The organism is Brevundimonas sp. CEF1, assembly GCF_051353055.1.
Taxonomy (GTDB): Bacteria; Pseudomonadota; Alphaproteobacteria; order Caulobacterales; family Caulobacteraceae; genus Brevundimonas.
Genome location: NZ_CP195593.1, coordinates 3256381 through 3275742, shown reverse-complemented (window position 1 = coordinate 3275742; position 19362 = coordinate 3256381). Strand labels below are relative to the sequence as shown.

The 19362-nt window shown below is 66.6% G+C and carries 21 protein-coding genes; 8 read left to right on the top strand and 13 right to left on the bottom strand.

What is annotated here, in order from left to right; genetic code table 11:
* Window positions 1–454 precede the first annotated feature (454 nt).
* Genes ACR9FL_RS16400 through ACR9FL_RS16375 form a run of 6 tightly spaced genes read left to right on the top strand, consistent with a single transcriptional unit; the run spans window position 455 to window position 3805 of the window.
* A complete protein-coding gene (locus ACR9FL_RS16400) occupies window positions 455–1246 on the top strand; it encodes a helix-turn-helix domain-containing protein (protein WP_436356397.1) in 792 nt (263 codons plus the stop codon).
* A gap of 50 nt (window positions 1247–1296) precedes the next feature.
* A complete protein-coding gene (locus ACR9FL_RS16395; protein ID WP_436356396.1) occupies window positions 1297–2568 on the top strand; it encodes a hypothetical protein in 1272 nt (423 codons plus the stop codon).
* A complete protein-coding gene (locus ACR9FL_RS16390; protein ID WP_296174206.1) occupies window positions 2565–2912 on the top strand; it encodes a S24 family peptidase in 348 nt (115 codons plus the stop codon). Before ACR9FL_RS16395 ends, ACR9FL_RS16390 begins: the two co-directional genes overlap by 4 nt.
* Window positions 2909–3121: a hypothetical protein gene (locus tag ACR9FL_RS16385; protein WP_296174204.1), complete on the top strand. Its 213-nt coding sequence runs from the start codon at window positions 2909–2911 to the stop codon at window positions 3119–3121. Before ACR9FL_RS16390 ends, ACR9FL_RS16385 begins: the two co-directional genes overlap by 4 nt.
* Window positions 3118–3531, top strand: a complete 414-nt coding sequence (locus ACR9FL_RS16380) for a hypothetical protein (RefSeq protein ID WP_296174201.1) — start codon at window positions 3118–3120, stop codon at window positions 3529–3531. Before ACR9FL_RS16385 ends, ACR9FL_RS16380 begins: the two co-directional genes overlap by 4 nt.
* 34 nt (window positions 3532–3565) lie before the next feature.
* Window positions 3566–3805, top strand: a complete 240-nt coding sequence (locus tag ACR9FL_RS16375) for a helix-turn-helix domain-containing protein (RefSeq protein ID WP_436356395.1) — start codon at window positions 3566–3568, stop codon at window positions 3803–3805.
* A 148-nt stretch (window positions 3806–3953) separates the two neighbouring features.
* On the opposite strand, the gene ACR9FL_RS16370 is transcribed toward ACR9FL_RS16375, so the two are convergent.
* From ACR9FL_RS16370 to ACR9FL_RS16350, 5 genes are all read right to left on the bottom strand, one after another.
* Window positions 3954–4673 (bottom strand): DUF3800 domain-containing protein, encoded by a 720-nt coding sequence (locus ACR9FL_RS16370; protein WP_436356394.1) that lies wholly within the window; start codon window positions 4671–4673, stop codon window positions 3954–3956.
* A 20-nt stretch (window positions 4674–4693) separates the two neighbouring features.
* Window positions 4694–5926 carry a tyrosine-type recombinase/integrase gene (locus ACR9FL_RS16365; protein ID WP_436356393.1) on the bottom strand — a complete coding sequence of 411 codons (1233 nt, stop codon included), beginning with the start codon at window positions 5924–5926 and terminating at the stop codon, window positions 4694–4696.
* Between the two features lie 263 nt (window positions 5927–6189).
* A complete protein-coding gene (locus ACR9FL_RS16360; RefSeq protein ID WP_436356392.1) occupies window positions 6190–7212 on the bottom strand; it encodes an NAD-dependent epimerase in 1023 nt (340 codons plus the stop codon).
* 46 nt (window positions 7213–7258) lie between these two features.
* Window positions 7259–9145 (bottom strand): M28 family peptidase, encoded by a 1887-nt coding sequence (locus ACR9FL_RS16355; protein WP_436356391.1) that lies wholly within the window; start codon window positions 9143–9145, stop codon window positions 7259–7261.
* A gap of 113 nt (window positions 9146–9258) precedes the next feature.
* The gene (locus ACR9FL_RS16350; protein ID WP_436356390.1) at window positions 9259–11502 is read right to left on the bottom strand and encodes a TonB-dependent receptor; all 2244 of its coding nucleotides are present in this window, start codon (window positions 11500–11502) and stop codon (window positions 9259–9261) included.
* 253 nt (window positions 11503–11755) lie between these two features.
* On the opposite strand from ACR9FL_RS16350, the gene ACR9FL_RS16345 reads away from it, so the two are divergent.
* Window positions 11756–13123: a metallophosphoesterase gene (locus ACR9FL_RS16345; protein WP_436356389.1), complete on the top strand. Its 1368-nt coding sequence runs from the start codon at window positions 11756–11758 to the stop codon at window positions 13121–13123.
* Here ACR9FL_RS16345 and ACR9FL_RS16340 read toward each other — a convergent pair.
* The 3 genes from ACR9FL_RS16340 to chpT all read right to left on the bottom strand — a co-directional run bounded on the left by ACR9FL_RS16340 (window position 13120) and on the right by chpT (window position 15099).
* On the bottom strand, window positions 13120–13935 hold the full coding sequence (locus ACR9FL_RS16340; RefSeq protein ID WP_296174182.1) for a CheR family methyltransferase: 816 nt from the start codon (window positions 13933–13935) through the stop codon (window positions 13120–13122). The two genes, ACR9FL_RS16345 and ACR9FL_RS16340, sit on opposite strands and share 4 nt — an antisense overlap.
* A complete protein-coding gene (locus tag ACR9FL_RS16335; RefSeq protein ID WP_199183658.1) occupies window positions 13932–14324 on the bottom strand; it encodes a response regulator in 393 nt (130 codons plus the stop codon). The genes ACR9FL_RS16340 and ACR9FL_RS16335 overlap by 4 nt, the downstream gene beginning before the upstream one ends.
* Window positions 14325–14406: 82 nt before the next feature.
* Window positions 14407–15099, bottom strand: a complete 693-nt coding sequence (gene chpT, locus ACR9FL_RS16330; RefSeq protein WP_436356388.1) for a histidine phosphotransferase ChpT — start codon at window positions 15097–15099, stop codon at window positions 14407–14409.
* 89 nt (window positions 15100–15188) lie between these two features.
* Between chpT and cysQ the strand changes: the two genes are divergently transcribed.
* Window positions 15189–15974 carry a 3'(2'),5'-bisphosphate nucleotidase CysQ gene (gene cysQ, locus ACR9FL_RS16325; RefSeq protein WP_296174169.1) on the top strand — a complete coding sequence of 262 codons (786 nt, stop codon included), beginning with the start codon at window positions 15189–15191 and terminating at the stop codon, window positions 15972–15974.
* Window positions 15975–15977: 3 nt separating this feature from the next.
* Here cysQ and ACR9FL_RS16320 read toward each other — a convergent pair whose 3' ends face one another.
* The 5 genes from ACR9FL_RS16320 to map form a co-directional block, all read right to left on the bottom strand.
* Window positions 15978–16892 carry an aldo/keto reductase gene (locus ACR9FL_RS16320; protein WP_296174167.1) on the bottom strand — a complete coding sequence of 305 codons (915 nt, stop codon included), beginning with the start codon at window positions 16890–16892 and terminating at the stop codon, window positions 15978–15980.
* 2 nt (window positions 16893–16894) lie between these two features.
* A complete protein-coding gene (locus ACR9FL_RS16315; RefSeq protein ID WP_296174165.1) occupies window positions 16895–17137 on the bottom strand; it encodes a BolA family transcriptional regulator in 243 nt (80 codons plus the stop codon).
* Window positions 17138–17201: 64 nt separating this feature from the next.
* Entirely contained in the window at window positions 17202–17726 is a 525-nt protein-coding gene (locus tag ACR9FL_RS16310) for a GNAT family N-acetyltransferase (protein WP_436356387.1), read from the bottom strand.
* Window positions 17723–18454, bottom strand: a complete 732-nt coding sequence (gene radC / locus ACR9FL_RS16305; RefSeq protein WP_436356386.1) for a RadC family protein — start codon at window positions 18452–18454, stop codon at window positions 17723–17725. Before radC ends, ACR9FL_RS16310 begins: the two co-directional genes overlap by 4 nt.
* A gap of 26 nt (window positions 18455–18480) precedes the next feature.
* Entirely contained in the window at window positions 18481–19302 is an 822-nt protein-coding gene (gene map / locus ACR9FL_RS16300; RefSeq protein WP_296178658.1) for a type I methionyl aminopeptidase, read from the bottom strand.
* Window positions 19303–19362 lie beyond the last annotated feature (60 nt).

Here is a 19362-nt window from a genome sequence, read left to right as displayed (position 1 = left end):
GACAGGGCGAACAGCGGGCCGGAGCCGTGCGCAGAAATCTTGCGGGCGATCCGCCATGGAGTTGCGGCCGGAGCGTGCAGCGTCGCGGCGCGCGAGACGCACAGCGCCTACTGGGCGGCTATGGGCGCTGATCAACGGGAGAAGGCGAATGCGCTGGTGCATCAAGCGGCCCGTTCGGACGATGCGCTTTCGCTCGGTGCAGGCTTTTGCTCTAGGCCGCTCAACCGATCGATTGCGCGGTCAAGAACTCGGACAGTGACGCTGCGTCCAGAATGAAGTCGGTCCAGCGAAACGCCCGATCCAAACAGGATTGTGCTCAGGCGCGCCCGACTCATACGGCGATGAGCACAGTAGGCATCGCAACGATGCAGAAAATCAGGGAGCGTCATGACCCTTATTGTGATGAAAGTTTTACGCATTGCAAGCCCAGCTATGGGCTGGCATCGATAATCCGATGAACCTTCTTGCAAAACGCATCCAGGCTCGGCTTGACGAGCTGGGCATGACCGCCCGCCGCGCATCGCTGGAAGCCGGCCTTAGCCCCGGCGCCGTCGGAAAGATGCTGTCCGGCGAAAGCGAGTCTCCGCGAGCGAAGAACTTGCAATCGCTCGCCACCGTCCTTCAGTGCAATCCGGCCTACCTTACAGGGGGAATGGAAGAACCTGGCGATTTGGTCGGCCCAGTGGATGGCGACCCCACGATTAGGATCGCAGGAGAAGCTCGCCTCGGCTCGTGGAGCGTGTCGCATGAGCCGATGGCCGGTGCCGGCGTGCTGTTCATGCCTCCACTCCCCGATGCTCCTGCCATGCGACAACAGGCGATTATCCTGGTCGATCGCCACATGGACGATCTGTTCCCTCCAAAAACGATACTGCACCTGGAGACAGGCAAGAGCATCGCTCTGGACGATGGGGATGTAGTGGTCATTTCGCGGCTTAGGTTTAACGGCGAAATGGCCGAGATCACCGCGCGACAAGTCCGCATTCGCGGCTTTCAGACAGGCGGATCGCCGATTGAACTGACGACGCGGTATCGCGACCCCATCCTGAACGATGTCATCGAGTACACCCCTTCAGGGAGCAACCAGTACGAGGGCGACGAACCTGGTGGAGACAAAGTGCTGATTATTGGTCGCGCCGTCAGGGCCTACATCGGCCTAGCAAAGCCGGACCTTTACGAGCTGGACGACGAACGCCGACGCATCGAGCTGATAACGGGCTATAAAAAATTCCTCACTCGGGATTGACCGCGTAAAATATTGCGCACAATCTTCTCCTCACACCCGAGGAGAGCGCCATGCTGGCCGAGCCCCAGACCACCGACCCTAAGACTGTAGCGAACGACGACCTCTCGGACGCCCGCGACCAGGAAGCGCTGACGGCAGCCGCCAAGAAGGCGGTTCGAGCAGCCGGGCGGTCGCCGTTCGAGACGGCCCTGGATAGGTGGCGCCTGCTCTGCGTCCATCGCGACGAGCTGGATGCCGCAGGCGATGACGACGGACGGGAGATCGCCGAACAGGCAGTTGATGATGCTCTCGATGCAGTCCTGCAGACGAGGGCCATGACGGTCGGGGAGATCGCCGAGAAGGGCCGGGTCTTCATCTCCACCTTCATGGGTCGGTCGGGATGGGAAGGCGCCCATCCGGACAACCCCGCCTACCTTTCGCACCTGATGTGCGACGGTTACGAGGAGCGCGCCCTGATCGCGCTGTATCAGGACGCCGCTTTTCTGACGGGTTGCCCACAGGAACTGGCGGACGCCAGCCCGACGCCGTTCAGGGCAAGGCACTGGCTCACCGAGACGCTGGGGTCCCTGAGGGTTCGACGTCACTGGGACGGCAACGCCCGATCGCTGACCTTCGGCGGTGCGGATGCTGAGAAGGCCACGGCGGCTTTCGAGGCTCTGCCACCCTGGCATCAGTCAGAGGTGAAGGACCACTTCAGCAATCAGTCCCGGATGCTGCGCCAGCAGGCTGAGCAGCCGCGTTGGTCCGCCGCGCACACGGATCCGAACATCATTCGGTGCTACGCGGACAGCACCGCTTACACGGTCGCCAAAACCGACCCGGTGCGCCGCGCTGAGATCAGAGCCCAGTTGCGGGATAGCATGCGCGCAGCCGTAGGGCTGCCGGTGGGGCTGGACGGGTTCGATGCCGAGCGGTTCGTGCTGGCCGCCTACGCCGAAGGCATGCGGTTCACGCTCCAGAACCATGACTTTGGTCCCAACATCCTTCACCGAACCGGAGACAGCCGGCCGGACACGACCGCCATCTGCGACCGCTTCGCTCAGCTTGATCGGCACCAGGTCGAGGCTCTGACTGACTATCTGTCGGTCCACACTACCTGGGCGGCTGAGTGGACAGCTCGGGTGTCGGCAGAGACCGGTTGCCTGGTGACCTTCCACGACAGCGGGGTGGGCTTCAGCATCGGCGCTGACGCAACCGGAGGACTGCTCGAAGCGTCCGCGATGTTCAACGCCCTGACGGAAGTCGAGGCGCTGCACCTCAAGGCCTACGCATGGTCGCAGTTTGAAAAGGCCTGCGCTGCGGAAAAGGCGGCGTCGCGATGACCCCCGCCGTGTTCGAACACCCCGCCATTGCCCCGTTCGCCATCAAGGGCGACGTCATGCAGCCGACCCTGCGCTCAGGTGACTTCCTGATGGTGAAGCCCGCCGCCGCGTACGAGGGCGAGGGCGTTTACATCCTCGACTTCACGGGCGAAGGCGGGACGCCCTACCGCGCCGAGCGCGTGCCGGTCGCGCCCTATCGCGAGGTGAAGATTTGGCACGACAACCCGGCCTACTCCCGCCACGTCATTGACCTGGAGGAGTTCGACGGCGCCGTGCGCGCCAAGGTCGTCGCGGAAGTCCGCATGAAGGTCGGGCTGCATGAGCTGGCGAGGGCTTGCGCATGACCGGCCAGACCTATGCGACCGGCAAGCCCCTGCCCCCGCAAGACCAGTGGGTGCCGCGCATCTTTCACCGCCTGACGAACGGAGAGCCGATGTTCTACGTCATTGACCTTCCGGCCGACGACGACCTGAACGCTCATGCCGAAGCCAACCCAGGCACGCTGCGCATTGAAGACGCGCTGACCGGCGAAGTTCTCTGGAGGCAGCAATGACCGCGACCGTCACCGTCCTGCACGAGGTCGAGATCAACGGCCTGGCGGTCCGGTTCTTCCGCTCGCACCGCGAAGGACCTGACTTTCCGTTCGTTTCGCTCCTCGACCTGTTATCGGCCGCCCGTTTCCCGGCGGACAGCCGCAAGCTCTTCATGGAGAACCTGCCTCGCGAGTTTCCCGACGAGGTGACCACCGTCGCCGTGGCTGTGGCCGGCGCGGTGCAGATCGTGCGCGTCTGCTCGAACGGAATGGCCCGGGGTGTCTTCGAGATCGCCCAGCATATAGGGGCTGCCGATATCGACATCCCATATCGCCTCGCGGCAGTGGACGCGTTGAACAAAAGGACCGGCGAGCTAGGGCTTAGCGAGGCCGATGGGTTTTCCTATTCGTTATCGGCGGCGATGCGATGACGCGCGCCCCTCAGACAGCGAGGCTTGTGATCGCATGACCGCCGCGAATTGCAACGAGAAGAAGCCGCGCAAGGTCATCGACCTGCCGCCCGGCTCGAAGCTGGCCTACACCGTGGACGAGGCTGCCCAGGCGCTCGGCGTCGGCGTCACCACCATGTGGACGATGCTGCGCGAGGGCGAGGTGGTGGCTAAGAAGGTGAGGGGGCGGACGGTTGTTCCGCGCGAGGAACTGGTGCGGGTGATCGACCAGGCACCGGCGGCGCGGGCGGCTTGACGAAAAAGGTCGAGTCTGATCAAGGGTTTATGAGAATCAAAAATTGCTCGCATTTTCAGCGCGCTAATGATAGGCTTTGCGTCAAATGGGCCGGCGTAGTCGGTCGGCGCTGGGTCGCGGTAACACGCGGCCCTTCTGCTTTTTAGGGCTACGGAAAGATTTTCAGGCCGTGGCCCTCTAGTCGTCCCCCGACCTTTCGCAGCTTGCCTTTCACGGCCTTCCAGTCTTGGCGATTGCCATCGTTGGTCTCCACAAAGCGACAGGCGGCATAGGCGACGAGATCAGCATACTGATGGCCGATGACGTTCTGATCCTTTGGACGGAAGTCGGCATCGAAGTTGAATACCTCGCTGCGATGGTTCCTCCCGGCGCAGATCTCATCGAACCAGGCTCGCGTGCGCTTATCCTCGGTCGCGCCTCGCATCTCGAAAACGCATAGCAGTCGCTCCCCGGCCTTCAATTCCTTCGCCCAGTGCATGTTCAGCCGCTCCAGGAGAAACTGCAGGCTCAGAAAGAAGGGGTCTTCTGGTTTGATGTACTGGTTGACGTGGCGGGGCTTATTGACGGCCGCGACGATGAGGCAGCCGTCCAGCTTGTCGATCGACCAAGCGATGGCTTCCATGAACTCCTTGTGGACCGCCTCGTCCCGGAGGATGTGGAAGTCACCACTCTTTTTTCGGATCTTGTGGCCGTGCATGACGACGCACTCGTTTCCGAAGAAAGAGTACTTCACCCCCATTAGGTTCGGGACCGCGTTCGCAAGGTATTCGTTCACCGTGCAGGTCAGCGCGCATTGGGCACAGACGGGATAAGCCGGATTGATATTCTTCAGCTCGAAGTCGCCGGACTCGTCAATGAACGCGATCAACGAAGTTCTAGGCAGAGGCTTCAAGCGGGTCGCCTTATCTCAACGACGTTCGTGGAACGCGGTCTATCGCAGTATCCGGCCCACGCGTCCATGAGCTTGCGGCGCTTCTCCAGCGCGTCACCCCGGCGATAGGCCCGCTCGACCTCGTTGCCGATCTGGTGCGCCAGCGCTGCCTCGACGACCTCGCGGGCGAAGTTCGTGCACTCGCCAGCCCAGTCCCTGAATGTAGAGCGGAAGCCGTGAACGCTGATGTCGTCGTGCCCCATGCGGCGCAGGAGCATCAGCATCGCCATGTTCGACATCGGCTTCATGCCGGTCGGATCGGTGAACAACCACCGCGTGGGCGCCTGAGGGTTCAGCTTGGCGAACTCGTCGCCCTCGGCCATGGCGGCGCGGACGATCTTCACGGCGGCGTCGGTCAGCGGCACGCGGTGCTCGACCTTCCCCTTCATGCGCTCGGCCGGCACGGTCCAGACCTTCTTCACGAGATCGAACTCTGAGCGCTCGGCGCCGACGACTTCGCTGGTCCGCGATGCGGTGAGGATCAGCAGGTCCAGGGCGCGAGCGGCGGGCGCCGGGCGGGCGCGCAGTTGTCCGACGAAATCGGACACCTCGTCGAAGGGCAGGGCAGGGTGGTGCCCCTTGTAAAGCTTCTGCCGCTTCGGCAGCAGGAGGGCGAGGTGGCCCTTCCAGCGGGCCGGGTTCTCCCCAGAGCGCAGGCCCTTTGCTTTGGCGGCGTCCAGCACCCGCTCGATGCGGCCGCGCGTGCGGGAGGCGGTCTCTGGCTTCACTGCCCAGATCGGCTTCAGAACGGCCAGGACGTCCTCGGTCGTGACCGCGTCAACATCGAGAGAGCGCAGGGGCGCGGCATCGACCTTGAGGCTCTGCTCCCACTGGTAGACGTGCTTGGCGTTCTTCCACTCTGGCCGCAGTGCGTCGAGCAACTGGTCTGCCAGGGCGCCGAACGTCCGGTCGGTCGTGCGCGTGTCGCCGCGCTCCTCGATGGGGTTGATGCCGTCGGCGACCAGCTTGCGAGCGGTGTCCGCCGCTTCACGCGCCTCAGCCAGGCTCCGAACCTTCAGCGAGCCGAGACCCATCTGCTTGCGCGCGCCGCGCCACTGGAAGATGAAGGCCCAGCTCTTGGTGCCGGTCTTGTTGATCTGGAGGTACAGGCCAGCGCCATCGGCGTAGAGTCCTGGGGCGCTGTGGCCGCGGACGGCGACGGCCGTCAGCCGCTTGATCTGGTGAGCCATAGAGAACGATCCACGAACGCGCAGAGCGGGTCAAATGGGATCGACCCTAAAGCTGACCCTAAAAGCGACCCTAAAAGTTTGGCCGGTTGGCCCCGTAGCACTATGGCGACTTACGACGGACGCGGGCCGCTACGTCAATGGTGGCGGGCTTCAGATGGCGCACTATGACGATCCCTGCGACCGGGTTAGTCGTCCCTCGGCTCCACCAAGGCGTTTCCAGATAATCAGACCTCAGGTCGCTGGGCGCGATGCGCGCCCGCGCGTCAGTTCTCGCGGTAGAAGTTGCAGTACCAGTCGACGAAATGGCCGACGCCGTTTTCGACGGGGGTCGAGGGGGCGTAGTTGAGGGCGGCCAGGGTGTCGGTGACGTCGGCCTCGGTATTGGCCACGTCGCCGTCCTGCATGGGCATGAGGTTGAGCCTGGCCTTGCGGCCCAGTTTTTCCTCCAGCACCTCGATGTAGCGCATCAGGGCGACCGGGCGGCCGGCTCCCAGGTTGAGGATGCGCCAGGGGGCGACGCCGCTGGTGGCCGGGTTGGGGGCTTTGGCGTCCCAGGTCGGATCGATGGCGGCGGGACGGTCCAGGGCGGCGACCACGCCGGTGACGATATCGTCGACGTAGGTGAAGTCGCGCGACATCTTGCCCTCGCCATAGACGTCGATGGGCTCGTCCCTGAGGATGGCGCGGGTGAATTTGAACAGGGCCATGTCCGGGCGGCCCCAGGGTCCATAGACGGTGAAGAAGCGCAGGCCGGTGGCCGGGAAGCCGAACAGGTGGGCGTAGGAATGGGCCATGGCCTCATTGGCCAGCTTGGTCGCCGCATAGACGGTCAGCGGGTGGTCGGCCGGGTCGCACACGGAGAAGGGCAGGGCGGCGTTGGCGCCGAAGACCGAGCTGGTCGAGGCGAAGACGAGGTTGGTCGCCTGAACGGCGCGGCAACCCTCGAGGATGCTGAGGAAGCCAACGACGTTGGAGTCCACATAGGTTTCGGGCGCTTCGAGGCTGTAGCGGACCCCGGCCTGGGCGGCGAGGTGGACGACACGGCGCGGCTGGTGCTTGGCGAACAGGGCGGCGACGCCGGCGCGGTCAGCCAGGTCGAGCGTGTGGTGCCGGTAGTTGGGATGCTCTTGCAGCAGGGCCAGGCGGGCCTGTTTCAGCGCTGGATCGTAGTAGGCGTTGAGGTTGTCCAGGCCGATGACCGTCTCGCCGCGTTCCAGCAGCCGCCGGGCGGTGTGGAAGCCGATGAAGCCGGCGGAACCGGTGACGAGAACAGGATCAGTGGACATCAGGCTGCGATAGACGGTTGGGTGCGGTTTCGCCAGCGGTGCGCGGTCAGGGCAGGGCCTCGGCCACGGCGGGGGTCGGCTCGGCGAAGCGGGCGGCGAGGTTGAGGCCGCAGGCCAGGATCAGGCAGGCGGCGGCGCCGATCAGGACGGGGCGGACGGCGCCGACGGGCGGACTGAGCGGGCGCAGGAAGAGCAGGGCCAGCAGACCGATCAGGGCCAGGGCGCCGGGCAGGTCCATGCCGATGCCGAGGAAGACGAAGTGGCCGAGGCCCATCAGCCAGGCGCCGCCGAGAACGCCCGCGACGGCGGCGGGGATCAGGCTAACCGGGCGGGTCAGGTCGGGACTGATCAGCGCCGCCAGCGCCGCCGCAGTCGCCGCCAAGAGAGCGGGCCAGACGAACAGCAGGGCGGCCTCGGGCGCGGCGCCCTGAACCATGCAGCCGAGCAGGAAGACCAGGGCGATCAGGCCCAGCCAGCCGCCCCAGGTGGAGGTCGAGGCTCTGATCGGCCACAGCGACAGGCCGGCGGCGATGACGCCTGCGCTGAGCATGATCGGACTGAAGCCGCCGATCAGCAGAACCAGAACGGTCAGGATAGCGACACCCCCGGCTACGGCGCGAGGACGCGACCGGCGCGCGCCGGTCAGAAACAGCAGGGCGAGGGCCAGGATGGTCAGGACGGCGCCCGCCTCCATCCACGGCAGGCGGCGCAGCAGGACGTAGTAGGTCTCTGATGATGTTGCGCGGCTGGCTGTCGGCCCGGCCAGCAGGCGCACGGCCTGGGCCAGCACCAGTCCGGCGGTCAGGAACCACAGGCCGTCGAGCAGGCCGCGACCGACCTGTGCCGCGCTCAGACCCGTCGCGCGGCGTGTGCGCCAGGCGGCGAAGGCGCCGAGCAGGGCGGTCAGGCCCAGTAGGACCCAGCCCATCGTCGCCGAATGGCTGAGCGTCAGACGACCGAAGACGTCGGCATAGACGGTGTTCGGACCCTTGGCGGGCAGGGCGGGGACGCGCAGCAGGGCGTCGGCGGCCTCCAGCGCTTGCGAGCCGAGGTGTTGAAGCCCGCCCTGGTCGAGGTTTTCGGGGGTGGCGTCGGCGGAATGGTACTGGGCCGGGCGGCCGATGAAGGCGAAGTTCAGCCCGCCGACGCCGCGATCCTTGGGGATGGTGAAGTCGGTGCCGTTGGGCATCTGCTCGTACATGAAGACGGCCAGGGAGGTGGCGGTGGTCCCGCCGTCGGCGCGGGCGGCGGCGCGGCGGAACAGGTCGACGGTGGGGCCGGCCTCGCGTCCGGTCTCGAACATGGCGGCGCGGCCGCCGCCGCCGCGCGCCTCCAGATTGACCACGGCCCCGATGCGGTCACGAAGCGGATGGCCGCCGAAGAAGATGCGGGCGCCGTCCAGGTTCAGCTCCTCGGCGTCGGTCAGCAGGACCACCAGATCGCGTTCAATAGGCCCGCGCGCCTGGATGGCGCGCACGGCCTCCAGGACGGCGCCGACGCCGGTGGAGTCGTCGGCCGCGCCGGGGGAGCCGACCACGGTGTCATAGTGGGCCATCAGCATGACGGCGGGCTGGCTGCGGTCTTTTCCAGGCAGGACGCCGATCAGGTTGATGGCCTGATTATCAGCCGCGTCGGGATCGCCGCCCGCCTTCTTCAGACGCTGGATCGAACCGGGCGACAGGGGGCCGGTCTGTTCCTGCGGCGACAGGCCCAGCTGGGTCATGCGGTTGGTGAGGTAGGCGCGGACGCGGGCGTGCTCGGCCGATCCGACGGGATGCGGGGCGCGGGCGATCTGTTCGATGTCGGTCATGGCCCGCGCGGCCGAGAAGGCGGCGGCCGGGGCGTCGGCGGGGCGGGGCCTTGGAACCTGGGTGGTCCAGACGGCCAGCAAGAAGGCGAGCGTCAGTGATCCGAACAGCAGGGCCAGCCGCATGTGAAAGATCCTCCCCGATCCGGGAGGCAGTAGGGCCAAGCTGGAGGCGGATGGCAAGAGGGCGGCGGCAGGTCTCCCCGCCGCCGCCCTCCGATGGCCTCAGCCCTGAAGGCCTAGAAGCGCTTCGACAGCTCCACGCCGTACATGCGCGGTTCGTTGACGAAGGCCGTCAGGTTGTTGAAGTCGATAGCGCCGATGACATTGGCCTCGTCCGTGATGTTGCGGACATAGACGGCCGCCTCGAGGCCCTGGTTCAGGTCGCGCCAGCCTGCGCGCAGGCCGCCTTCGAAATTGGTGTCCTGACGGAACTCGACCGCTTCATAGAGGAAGAGGTTGAAGTCCTTCTGCATCACCCAGTCGGTCGAGGCGAACAGTTCCTGGTCGTCGCCGATGGGGCGGACGTAGGAGAGGGTCAGGTTGGCCGAATATTCCGGCGCCTGGGGGAAGGGGTTGCCGTCGATGGCGGCGCGGTCGCTGGTCCCAACCTTCACGATCGGATCGGTGATGGTGCACAGGTGGTTGCCGCAGATGGCGACCAGCAGGTCCTTGTCCTTGATCTCGGTGTGGTTCCAGGCCACGCCGCCGGCCAGGGTGAAGCCGGCGCCCAGATAGACGTCGCCGTCGATCTCCAGGCCGTAGCCCTGACCCTTGTCGGCGTTGATCAGGCGGTTGGAGTTGTCGATGCCGCCGATGGCCGTGAACTGCATGTCCTCGACGTTATAGAGGTAGGCCGTGGCGTTCAGGCGGGCGCGACCGTTCCACAGACGCGACTTGAGGCCGGCCTCGTAGGACATGACGGTCTCGGAGTCGGCCGTGGTCAGGACCGGCAGGTTGCGCCCCTGGATCGACGGACCGCGATAGCCGCTGGCCACGCGGGCGAACAGGTTCAGGCTGTCGTTCACCTCATAAAGGGCGCTGACGTCCCAGCTGACCTTTTCGTCGCCGACCGAGACTTGACCTTCGGCGTTGGCGGGCGTGCCGACCGTGATGCGGCCGTGATAGTCGCGGCTGTCGTCGGTGTAGCGCAGGCCGCCGGTCAGTTTCAGGGCGTCGGTGACCTGATAGTTGGCTTGACCGAAGATCGACCAGGAGTCCGACTTCTGCACGATGTCGGTGACCTTGATCGGCATCAGACCGCCCGTGCCATTGAAGGTGCCCGACACCAGGTTGATGCGCTCGTCCCAGTAGAAGGCGCCGACCTGCCAGCCCAGACGACCGTCGCCGTTCGAGGCCAGGCGCAGTTCATAGGTGTTCTGCAGCAGGTCGCTGGAAAGGGTGCCGGACTCGACGTTGAACGGGGTCTTGTAGCCCGAGCCCGCCGGCGCCGAGGCCACGCCGCCGTCGATGTCGCCGTCGCCCTGGCTCCAGCCCTGGAAGGAGCCGACGACGCCCGTCAGGGTCGCCGGGCCGAAGTCATAGGCGACCTGCAGCGACTGCGAGGTGGTCTGCTGCTTCTGGAAGTTGTTGCGGCCGCCGTCGTAATAGACGGTGTCGCGGTCGAAGTTGCTGTTCAGCTTGTTCGAGCCCTTGGTCAGGACATTGGCGCGGTTCATCGTGCCCGTGCCCTCATAGTCGCGGGCCTGCAGGGTCAGCAGGGTCGACAGGCGGTCGGTCGGGGTCCAGGCGACGTGGATGCGGCCGGCCACGTCGTCGAAATTGCCGAGGTCCTTGCCGTCCTTCTTGGCGAAGGGGGCGTCATAGGCGTTGTTGATGTAGTCGTCGCGGTGGTTCCAGAGGGCGGCGACGCGGACCGACAGGGTGTCGGAAGCCGGCAGGGTCACAGCGGCCTCGGCGCGGGTCGAGCCATAGTTGCCGTAGGTGATCGAACCGAAGCCGGTGAAGTCGTCGCCGGGCTTGGTGGTGTCGATCTTGATGACGCCGGCCGGGGTGTTGCGGCCGAACAGGGTGCCCTGCGGCCCGCGCAGCACTTCCAGCTGCTTCACGTCGAACAGGGGGAAGCCCTTGAGATAAACGCTCTCCAGGACGAGGTCGTCCATGACCATCGACACCGGCTGAGAGGCGGTGAAGTCGAAGTCCACATTGCCGAGGCCGCGGATGTAGAAGCGCGGGGCGTAACGGCCGTTCGAGCTTTCGACCTGCAGGCTGGGCACCCGGCCCGAGAGGCTGAGAATGTCGGCGCCGCCGGCCGACACGGCGGTCAGGGTCTCGGTGTTCATCGCCGTGACGGCGAAGGGCACGTCGCGGATGTTTTCGCTGCGGCGCTGGGCGGTGACGACGATTTCGTCGACGCTGACGGCCTGTTCGGCGGCGTCGGCAGTCTGGGCCAGGGCGGGAGCGGCGATGAGCAGGGCCAGGCTGCTGGCCGAGATGGCGAGAGCGGTGAGGCGAGGGGACATGGGGGGGAGGGTCCTCGTTGAAACTGGCGAGGGCCTAGGTCTGCGGCGACGCTTTTGCCAGCCTCGAGAACGCCAGTTCGATGAAGCTTTCGCGACATGGACACGGTGGTCGAAAACTCGTGGTTCATGGGGCTGAACCCGGAGGCGGCGCTATTGTGCGGCGCAATGTCTCATGCGAAACGGCGGGGCTGCGCCGCCTGTTTTCGGTGAGATTTTCCCTGAATGCGCCGGGCGCGACTGACAGGGACGCCCCATGACGATCACCCCCCTCCATCGCCGCCGTTTCTTCCAGATGATGGCTGTGGCGGCGGCCGCGCCGGGCCTGGGCGCCCTGACCGGGGCGCCGGATGCGCGTGTTCTGGGCCGGGTTCTGGCCATGTCGGACTTGCATTCGGCCTATGAGCGGACCGGACAACTGTTGGCGGCGCTGGAGGCCGAAATCGCGGGTTCGGACGTTCCGCACCTGATCGCCGTCGACGGCGACATCTTCGAGCACGGCAATGTCGTCTCGGTGCGGTCGGGCGGGGTGATTGATTGGGCCTTCCTGGGCGAACTGCCCAAGCTGGCGCCCACCGTGGTCAATCTGGGCAACCACGACAACGACCTGACGCCGGACCTGCATGAGGTGGTGGCGCGGATGCGCGCGCTGGGGATCGTCGTGGTCAGCAACATCATCGATGCGCGCGACGGTCGGCCCTATGCCGAAGCGGCCGTCACCTTGCCCTGGGGCGAGCGCTCGCTGCGTGTCGTTGGAGCGGGCACGAATTCGCTGAACACCTATCCCAAGGCCAGCCGCGACTGGCTGTCGATCCCGGCGCCGGGCGACTGGGCGCAGGCGAACCTGGCCCGTCTGCTGGACGGCGCCGACCTGATGCTGGTGATGAGCCATGCGGGGGTGGCCGGAGATCGCGACATCCTGCCCCTGTTGCCCGACGGCGCCCTGATGATCGGCGGCCACAACCACCTGCTGTTCCAGCATGAGCAGGGCCGCAGCGCCTATGCCCACACCGGATCGTGGAGCAATGCCTATACGACGGCGACGCTCTACGCTGACGGCCGGATCGCCGTGGAAACGACGGCGGTGGACCTGGCCGCGGCGCCGTCGCCGCGTCTGGCTGGTCTGATCGCCACGACCCTGGCGACGCACCTGACGGATGGGGAAAAGGCGGTTCTGGGCGCTAGCCCGCGCGCCCTGAGCCTGGGCGAGACGGGGCGGGCGGTCGCCGCCGCCATGGCCAGGGCGGCGGGCGTCGAGGCGGGCTTTATCGGCCACACCACCCTGGGGACCGGCCTGCCGGCGGGGGATGTGACGCGCTACGCTTTTGACGCCGTGGTGCGGTTCGACGGCAAGCTGATGACGGCCGAGGTCACGCCCGAGCGCCTGGCGGGCTTCATGGCGCGGGCCAATCAGGACCGGCCCATGTCGCTGGCAGAGCGCAGCGGCGACTTCCTTTATGGATCGGCGGGCGGACTGGACGGCCAGACGACGGTGCGCCTGGTCACCACCGACTGGTGCGCCATGAACCAGGCCGAGTATTTCGGAACGACGGACCTGGTCTTCAGTGAAGCGCCGGAACTGCGGGTCAAGACCGTGGCGGCAGAGGGGTTGCTGGCGGCCTAGGCGGCGCGACGTAGGGCCGAAGGCGCCTTCACATAGAGGCCCTTGCGTCCGGCGACGGGGCGGAAAGCGACGCTGTCGCTCTCGGGCCGTTCGTCGAGGCCGAGGAAGAGGCAACCGTCATCGACCAGTCGCCGCTCCAGCATGTCCAGGACCTGGGCGCGGCGGGCCGGCTCCAGGTCGCCCAGAACGTGGCGGCAGAAGATGACGTCGAACTGACCCTCGTCCGTGGGCTCGTCCAACAGGTTGGCGCGTTTGAATTTCACCGTGCTGCGCAGTTCGGGGCGAGCGCGCCAGGAGTCATCGACCTGTTCGAACCAGCGCAGCATGGTGCGAGCCGACAGGCCGCGCTGGATCTCGAAGGAGGTGTATAGGCCGGACGCTGCCTTCTCGATCGCCTGTCGCGACAGATCGGTGGCCACGATCTCGACGTCGGCGCTGTTCTCCAGCGCGGCTATGGCCAGGGCGTAGGCCTCCTGGCCGGTCGAGGCGCCGGCGGACCACAGCCGCACCTTGCCGCCAGGACGGGCGGCGGTCAGGGCGGGCATCAGTTCGCGCGAAAAGACGTCGAAGACGGCGCGATCGCGGCGGAACCAGGTCTCGCCGTTCAGCAGGGCCTCGATCACCGCCCAGCCGAGCGAGGCGACCGGCTGGCTCCATAGCGTCGCCAGCATGGCCTCGACGTTATGATAGCCCTCGCGACGCGCCACGGGCCCCAGTCGATGCTCGGCCAGGTGCATCCGGTCGCGAGTCAGCCGAAAGCCGGCGCGGGACGCCAGCAAGGTCTGAAGACGATCGAAATCCTCCGGCGTCATGACGGCGACTGAACAGCTCCCACTTCGGCGAGTTTGGAATGAAGGATCTCGCCGTCAAAGGGCTTCATAACATAATCGTCGGCTCCTGCGGACAGGGCTTCTGCGATCCGCTCCGCACGGGTCTCTATGGTGCAGAACAGGACCTTGGGCGCGCGGCCGCCCGGCAGGTCGCGCAGGCGGCGCAGGAAGGACAGGCCGTCCATGACCGGCATCTGCCAGTCCAGCAGCACCACATGGGGCATGGCGCCCATGCAATAGGTCAGGGCCTCGGCGCCGTCAGCGGCTTCATCAACCTCGAAGCCCAGGTCCTCGAGGATGCGGCGCGCGACCTTGCGGATGATCCGGCTGTCGTCAACGATCAGGCAGGTCTTGGGGTCCAAGGGCTTCATCCCTTTGCGCGAAACGAAAGCGCGCGTCGCGCCATGATCGTTCCTGGGGGTTAATGGACGATTGGAGTTCGCCGAAATCGGCTCAGGCGGGTGTCCGGGCGATCAGGCCGACGCGGCCTTCTTCGCTGGCGACGTCGAGCCGCCCGCCGCTCTCGTTCACGGCCAGCCACAGCCAGTAGGGCTGAATCCACTGGCCCGCCAGGCCCTCGGTCAGGCGCTCGCCCTTGAGGCCGGTCAGGGCTTCGGGCTTGAGCCGGGCGCGATTGCCCTCGGCCGAGCCGATCAACAGCAGGCGGTCGTCCTCGCGCCGGGCGGTGATGGTGGCTATCCCGCCGGTGGGCAGGGCGCCCAAGGTCATCCACGCCAGGTTGATCAGGATGCGCGACTGAGCCTTGGTGAAGGTCTCGCCGTCGGGAATGCGCCAGTCCAGGCTCGCGCGTCCGCCTTCCGACAGGCCGGCCACCAGGCCGCGCAGCTCGGCCGAGACGAACTGTTCGCTGGTGGTGGCGGCGCCGAAGGCGACACGGGCGAAGTGGACGTGGGCCACCATCTTCCTGGCGCTCTGGCGGATCAGGTTCATGGCGTCGTCGCGCATGTCCTGGGCGGTGGGGTCTTCCAGCAGGTCCAGGCCCGACATGATGGCGCCGGCCGGGCTGATGAAGTCGTGGCACAGCTTGCCGGCGATGAAGGCGGCCAGTTCGGCGCCGCCCATAGGCAGGTCGGCGGCGTCGAGCGCGATCGAGGGCGCGGCGGCGGAAAGGTCAGGGAAGGTCATCGTTCGGACGGTCTGCTGGCGGGAATGGTCAAGGCTGACCTGATTTGCCGGTTCTTGAAACCGCGCGCATGGGCTATCGAGGCGATGACATGACGCACGCCCTTGAGACCGACCTCGCTTCCGGCGCCCTCGCCGAGACCCTTGCCGACATCGCGGAGGAGGCGGCGCGTCTGATCCTGCCTTATTGGCGTAGCGGCACGGCGGTCGAGACCAAGTCCGACGCCAGCCCGGTGACCGAGGCCGACCGCGCCGCCGAAACTCTGATCCTGGAGCGGCTGGCTGAGCGCTGGCCCGAGGTCGAGGCCGTGGCCGAGGAAGCCTCCGCCGCTGACGGCGTGCCGGTCTCGGTCGGCGAATGGTTCTGGCTGATCGACCCGCTGGACGGCACCAAGGGCTTTGTTCAGGGGCGCGAGAGCTTCACCGTCAACATCGCCCTGATGCGTGGCGAGGCCCCTGTCGCGGGCGTGGTGACCGCCCCGGCGACGGGCGTGACCTGGGCTTCAACCACGCCCGGCAAGGGCGCTGTGCGCCGCGTCTTCGGCGAGGCCTGGCGGCCGATCAAGGTGCGCGACCGTCCGGCCGAGGGCGTCGCCCTTTTGAGCCACAGCATGACCGATGAAGAGGCGACGCGCCTGGCCGCGCGCCATGGCTGCACCCAGTGGCAGGGCACGGACTCGTCGTTGAAATTCTGCCTGATCGCCGAAGGGCGCTTCGACGCCTATCCGCGTACCGGCCCGACCAGCGAATGGGACACGGCGGCGGGGCAGGCGGTGCTGGAAGCGGCAGGCGGGCGAGTTCTGGGCGCGGACGGCCAGCGCCTGACCTATCGCAAGCCGGGCTTCCTCAACGGCCCGTTCACGGCCATGGGAGGCTAGCTTCTAGGCGACCGCCGAGCCCACGCGGGCCATTTCGATCTGGGCCGACAGCCCCGGCGGCAGGTCGCGTTCCGGCACGACGGCCAGGGCCTCCATTCGTTCCGGGTTGATGGCGTCGACCATGACGCTGGCGACGGCCGGGTCCGTCAGGATGAAGGCCAGGCAGATGGATTCCGCGTTCCAGTTCGGCGTCTGATGCAGGAAGGCAAAGGAGCCGGCGTTGGCCAGGCCCTGTTCGACAGGCTTGGCGCCGAACCCGAACAGGCCCTTCTTCTTCGGCGTCCCGGCGCCCGCCGCCTTGCGCTCGGTCGACAGGCTCTCGGGATAGTAGTCGTAGGTGAAGATGGCCATGTCGCGTTCGCGCGCGGCCCGCATCCGTGAGCGGATGCGCCATTCCACATTGACGTGGAAGGGGGTGTACAGAACATCAAAGGCCCCGGTCGAGACATAGATATCCATGACCGGAGAGTCGCCGGACACCCCCAGCAGCTTCACATGGCCGGCCTTGCGCAGGGCCTTCAATGCGATCAGCGAAGCCTGGGGCAGTTCGTCGTCGGCGGGTTCGTCCAGCACGGCCACGTCGAACCAGCCGAGGCCCGAGGCGTGCAGGGCTCGGTCGATCGATCCGGTCAGGCCCTCGGCGGAGAAGTCTCGGAAGCCCTTTCTGCGGCCGTCGCCGACGCCCAGGGTGACGCCGACGCAGACCAGGCGGCGCTCGACATGGCCCAGGGCCTCGCCGACGATCTCGGCCAGGGCCGGGTCGGCGTTCTCGAGATGATAAGAGTTCACCCCGGCTTCCAGCGCGGTGAAGATCAGTTCGCTGAGGGCCGCGCGACCGCGACCGAGGGCTTCGGTTCCCAGGCTGAGCGTCAGGTTGGAGACCGCCGCGCCGGTGCCGCCGAACGGGCGATACCGCATGCTCAGCCCGCCTCGGCGGGGGCCGAGGTTTCCAGCGCCAGGGCGTGCAGTTCGCCGCCCATCTGACCCTTCAGCGCGCCATAGACCAGCTGGTGCTGACGCACGCGAGGCAGGCCCTTGAAGGCGCTCGAGACGATCTTGGCGCGATAGTGGTCGCCGTCGCCGGCCAGGTCCTCGATGGCGATGTCCGCATCGGGGAAGGCCTCGACCAGATGGGCGCGCAGGACGTCGACGGACATGGGCATTGGGGGAACTCTCGAAACAGGCGGACAGTCTGAACTGTAAAACTACCGAGGGGCGTCGGTCCTGTCAGCCCGCAACCGTGCGCGGACGTTCAAACAGGGTGACGAGCGAGCCCTTGTAGTTCGCCTCGGCATAGGGGCGATAGCCGACACGCTCGGCCAGCTTCACCGACGGGGCGTTGTCGAGCGAGATCATGCAGACGGTGCGCGGCTCCAGCCGATAGGCGTCGGTCCAGGCCAGGGCGGCCTGAAGCGCCTCATAGGCCAGGCCCTGGCCCTGGAAGGCGGGGGCGACGCCCCAGCCCAGTTCCGGCGCGTCGAAGGCTGGGGTCATTTCGCGGCGATAGTCCAGCACCCCGACGCTGCCGACATAGTCGCCGGTCTCGGTCTCGCGGATCGACCAGTTGCCGTAGCCCTTGGCCTGCCAGTGGCCCAGATCACGCAACAGCCGGAACCAGACCTCTTCCTCGGACAGGCCGCGTCCCATGATGTGGCGGGTGAAGTCGGCGTCGGCCCACAGGCCGATCAAGTCCTGCATGTCGCTGACCGCGACAGGGCTCAGGGTCAGGCGGTCGGTGGTCAGTATGGTCACATCAAACCCAGTTGCTTGAAGCTGGCCACGCCTTCGCGGCCGACGATGAGGTGGTCGTGGACCTGAAGGCTGAGCGAGCGCGCGGCTTCGATCACCTGCTTGGTCATATCGATGTCGGCGCGGCTGGGGGTCGGGTCGCCCGAGGGGTGGTTGTGGACGATGATCATGGCGCTGGCCGACAGTTCCAGCGCCCGGCGCACCACTTCGCGCGGATAGACGGGGGCATGATCGACCGTGCCCCGGTTCTGGATTTCGTCGAGGATGAGCTGGTTCTTCTTGTCGAGGTAGAGGACGCGGAACTGCTCACGCGGTTCATGCTGAAGCGACAGGCGGACATAGGCCAGCAGCGCCGTCCACGACGAGATGACGGTGCGCTTGTTGGCCTCCTCCTTGGCCACGCGGCGCGACACCTCGTGCAGGGCGGCCAGGTCCAGGGCCGTCTCGGCGCCGACCCCCTTGGAGCGGCCGCGCGAGTCCTCGGCGCGGACGGTCATCAGGTCCTCGACCGAGGCGGCCAGGACGGCGGCCAGCGACCCGAACCGGGTCAGCAGGGCCTTGGCGATGGGCTTGACGTCGCCCTGAGGCTGGCTGCGGAACAGGAAGAGCTCCAGCAGCTCATAGTCGGGCAGGTGGTGGACGCCGGCGCCGCGCGCACGCTCGCGCAGCCGTTCGCGATGACCGGCGTGGTGCGGCTTGGCCTTCGGCTTTTCCGGCGGTTGATCGAGCATCAGCCTCCCCCGAAAGGGAGACTAGCTCAGAATTTCGGGCGGAACAGGCCCTTCGGCGAGGCCGAGAAGATTTCCAGGCCGTCTTCCGTCACCCCGATGGTGTGTTCGCACTGGGACGACAGGGATTTGTCGCGGGTCACGGCGGTCCAGCCGTCCGACAGCACCTTCACCGCCGGCTTGCCCAGGTTCACCATCGGTTCGACGGTGAAGAACATGCCGGGCTTCAGCACGGCGCCCTCGCCGCGACGGCCGTAGTGCAGGACGTTGGGGCTGTCGTGGAAGACGCGGCCGATGCCGTGGCCGCAGAAGTCGCGGACCACGCTCATGCGCTGGGCCTCGACGAATTTCTGGATGGCGAAGCCGATGTCGCCGAAGGTGTTGCCCGGCTTGACCTGGGCCAGGCCCAGTTCCAGCGAGTCATAGGTGACGTCGATCAGCTTCTTGGCGCGGGCGTTGATCTCGCCGACCGGATACATGCGGCTCGAGTCGCCATGCCAGCCGTCGACGATGACCGTGTGGTCGATGTTGACGATGTCGCCTTCCTTCAGAACCTTGTCGCCGGGAATGCCGTGGCAGACGACGTGGTTGATCGAGGTGCAAACCGTCTTGGTGTAGCCCTTGTAGCCGAGGCAGGCGGGGACGCCGCCGCGCGCCAGGGTGAACTCGCGCACCAGATCGTCCAGTTCGCCGGTGGTGACGCCGGGCTTCACATGCTCGCCGATCATGTCCAGGGCCTCGGCCACCAGACGGCCAGCCTTGCGCATGCCCTCGAAGGCCTCCGCATCGTGGATGCGGATTTCGTGGCTGCGGACGAAGGCGTCGGTATCCAGGTCGGGGGTCTCGTACATGATCTGCTTTCGGGCGCGCCGCGATAAGGGGGGGAGCGGCTGGGCTGTGTCTTGGACGTC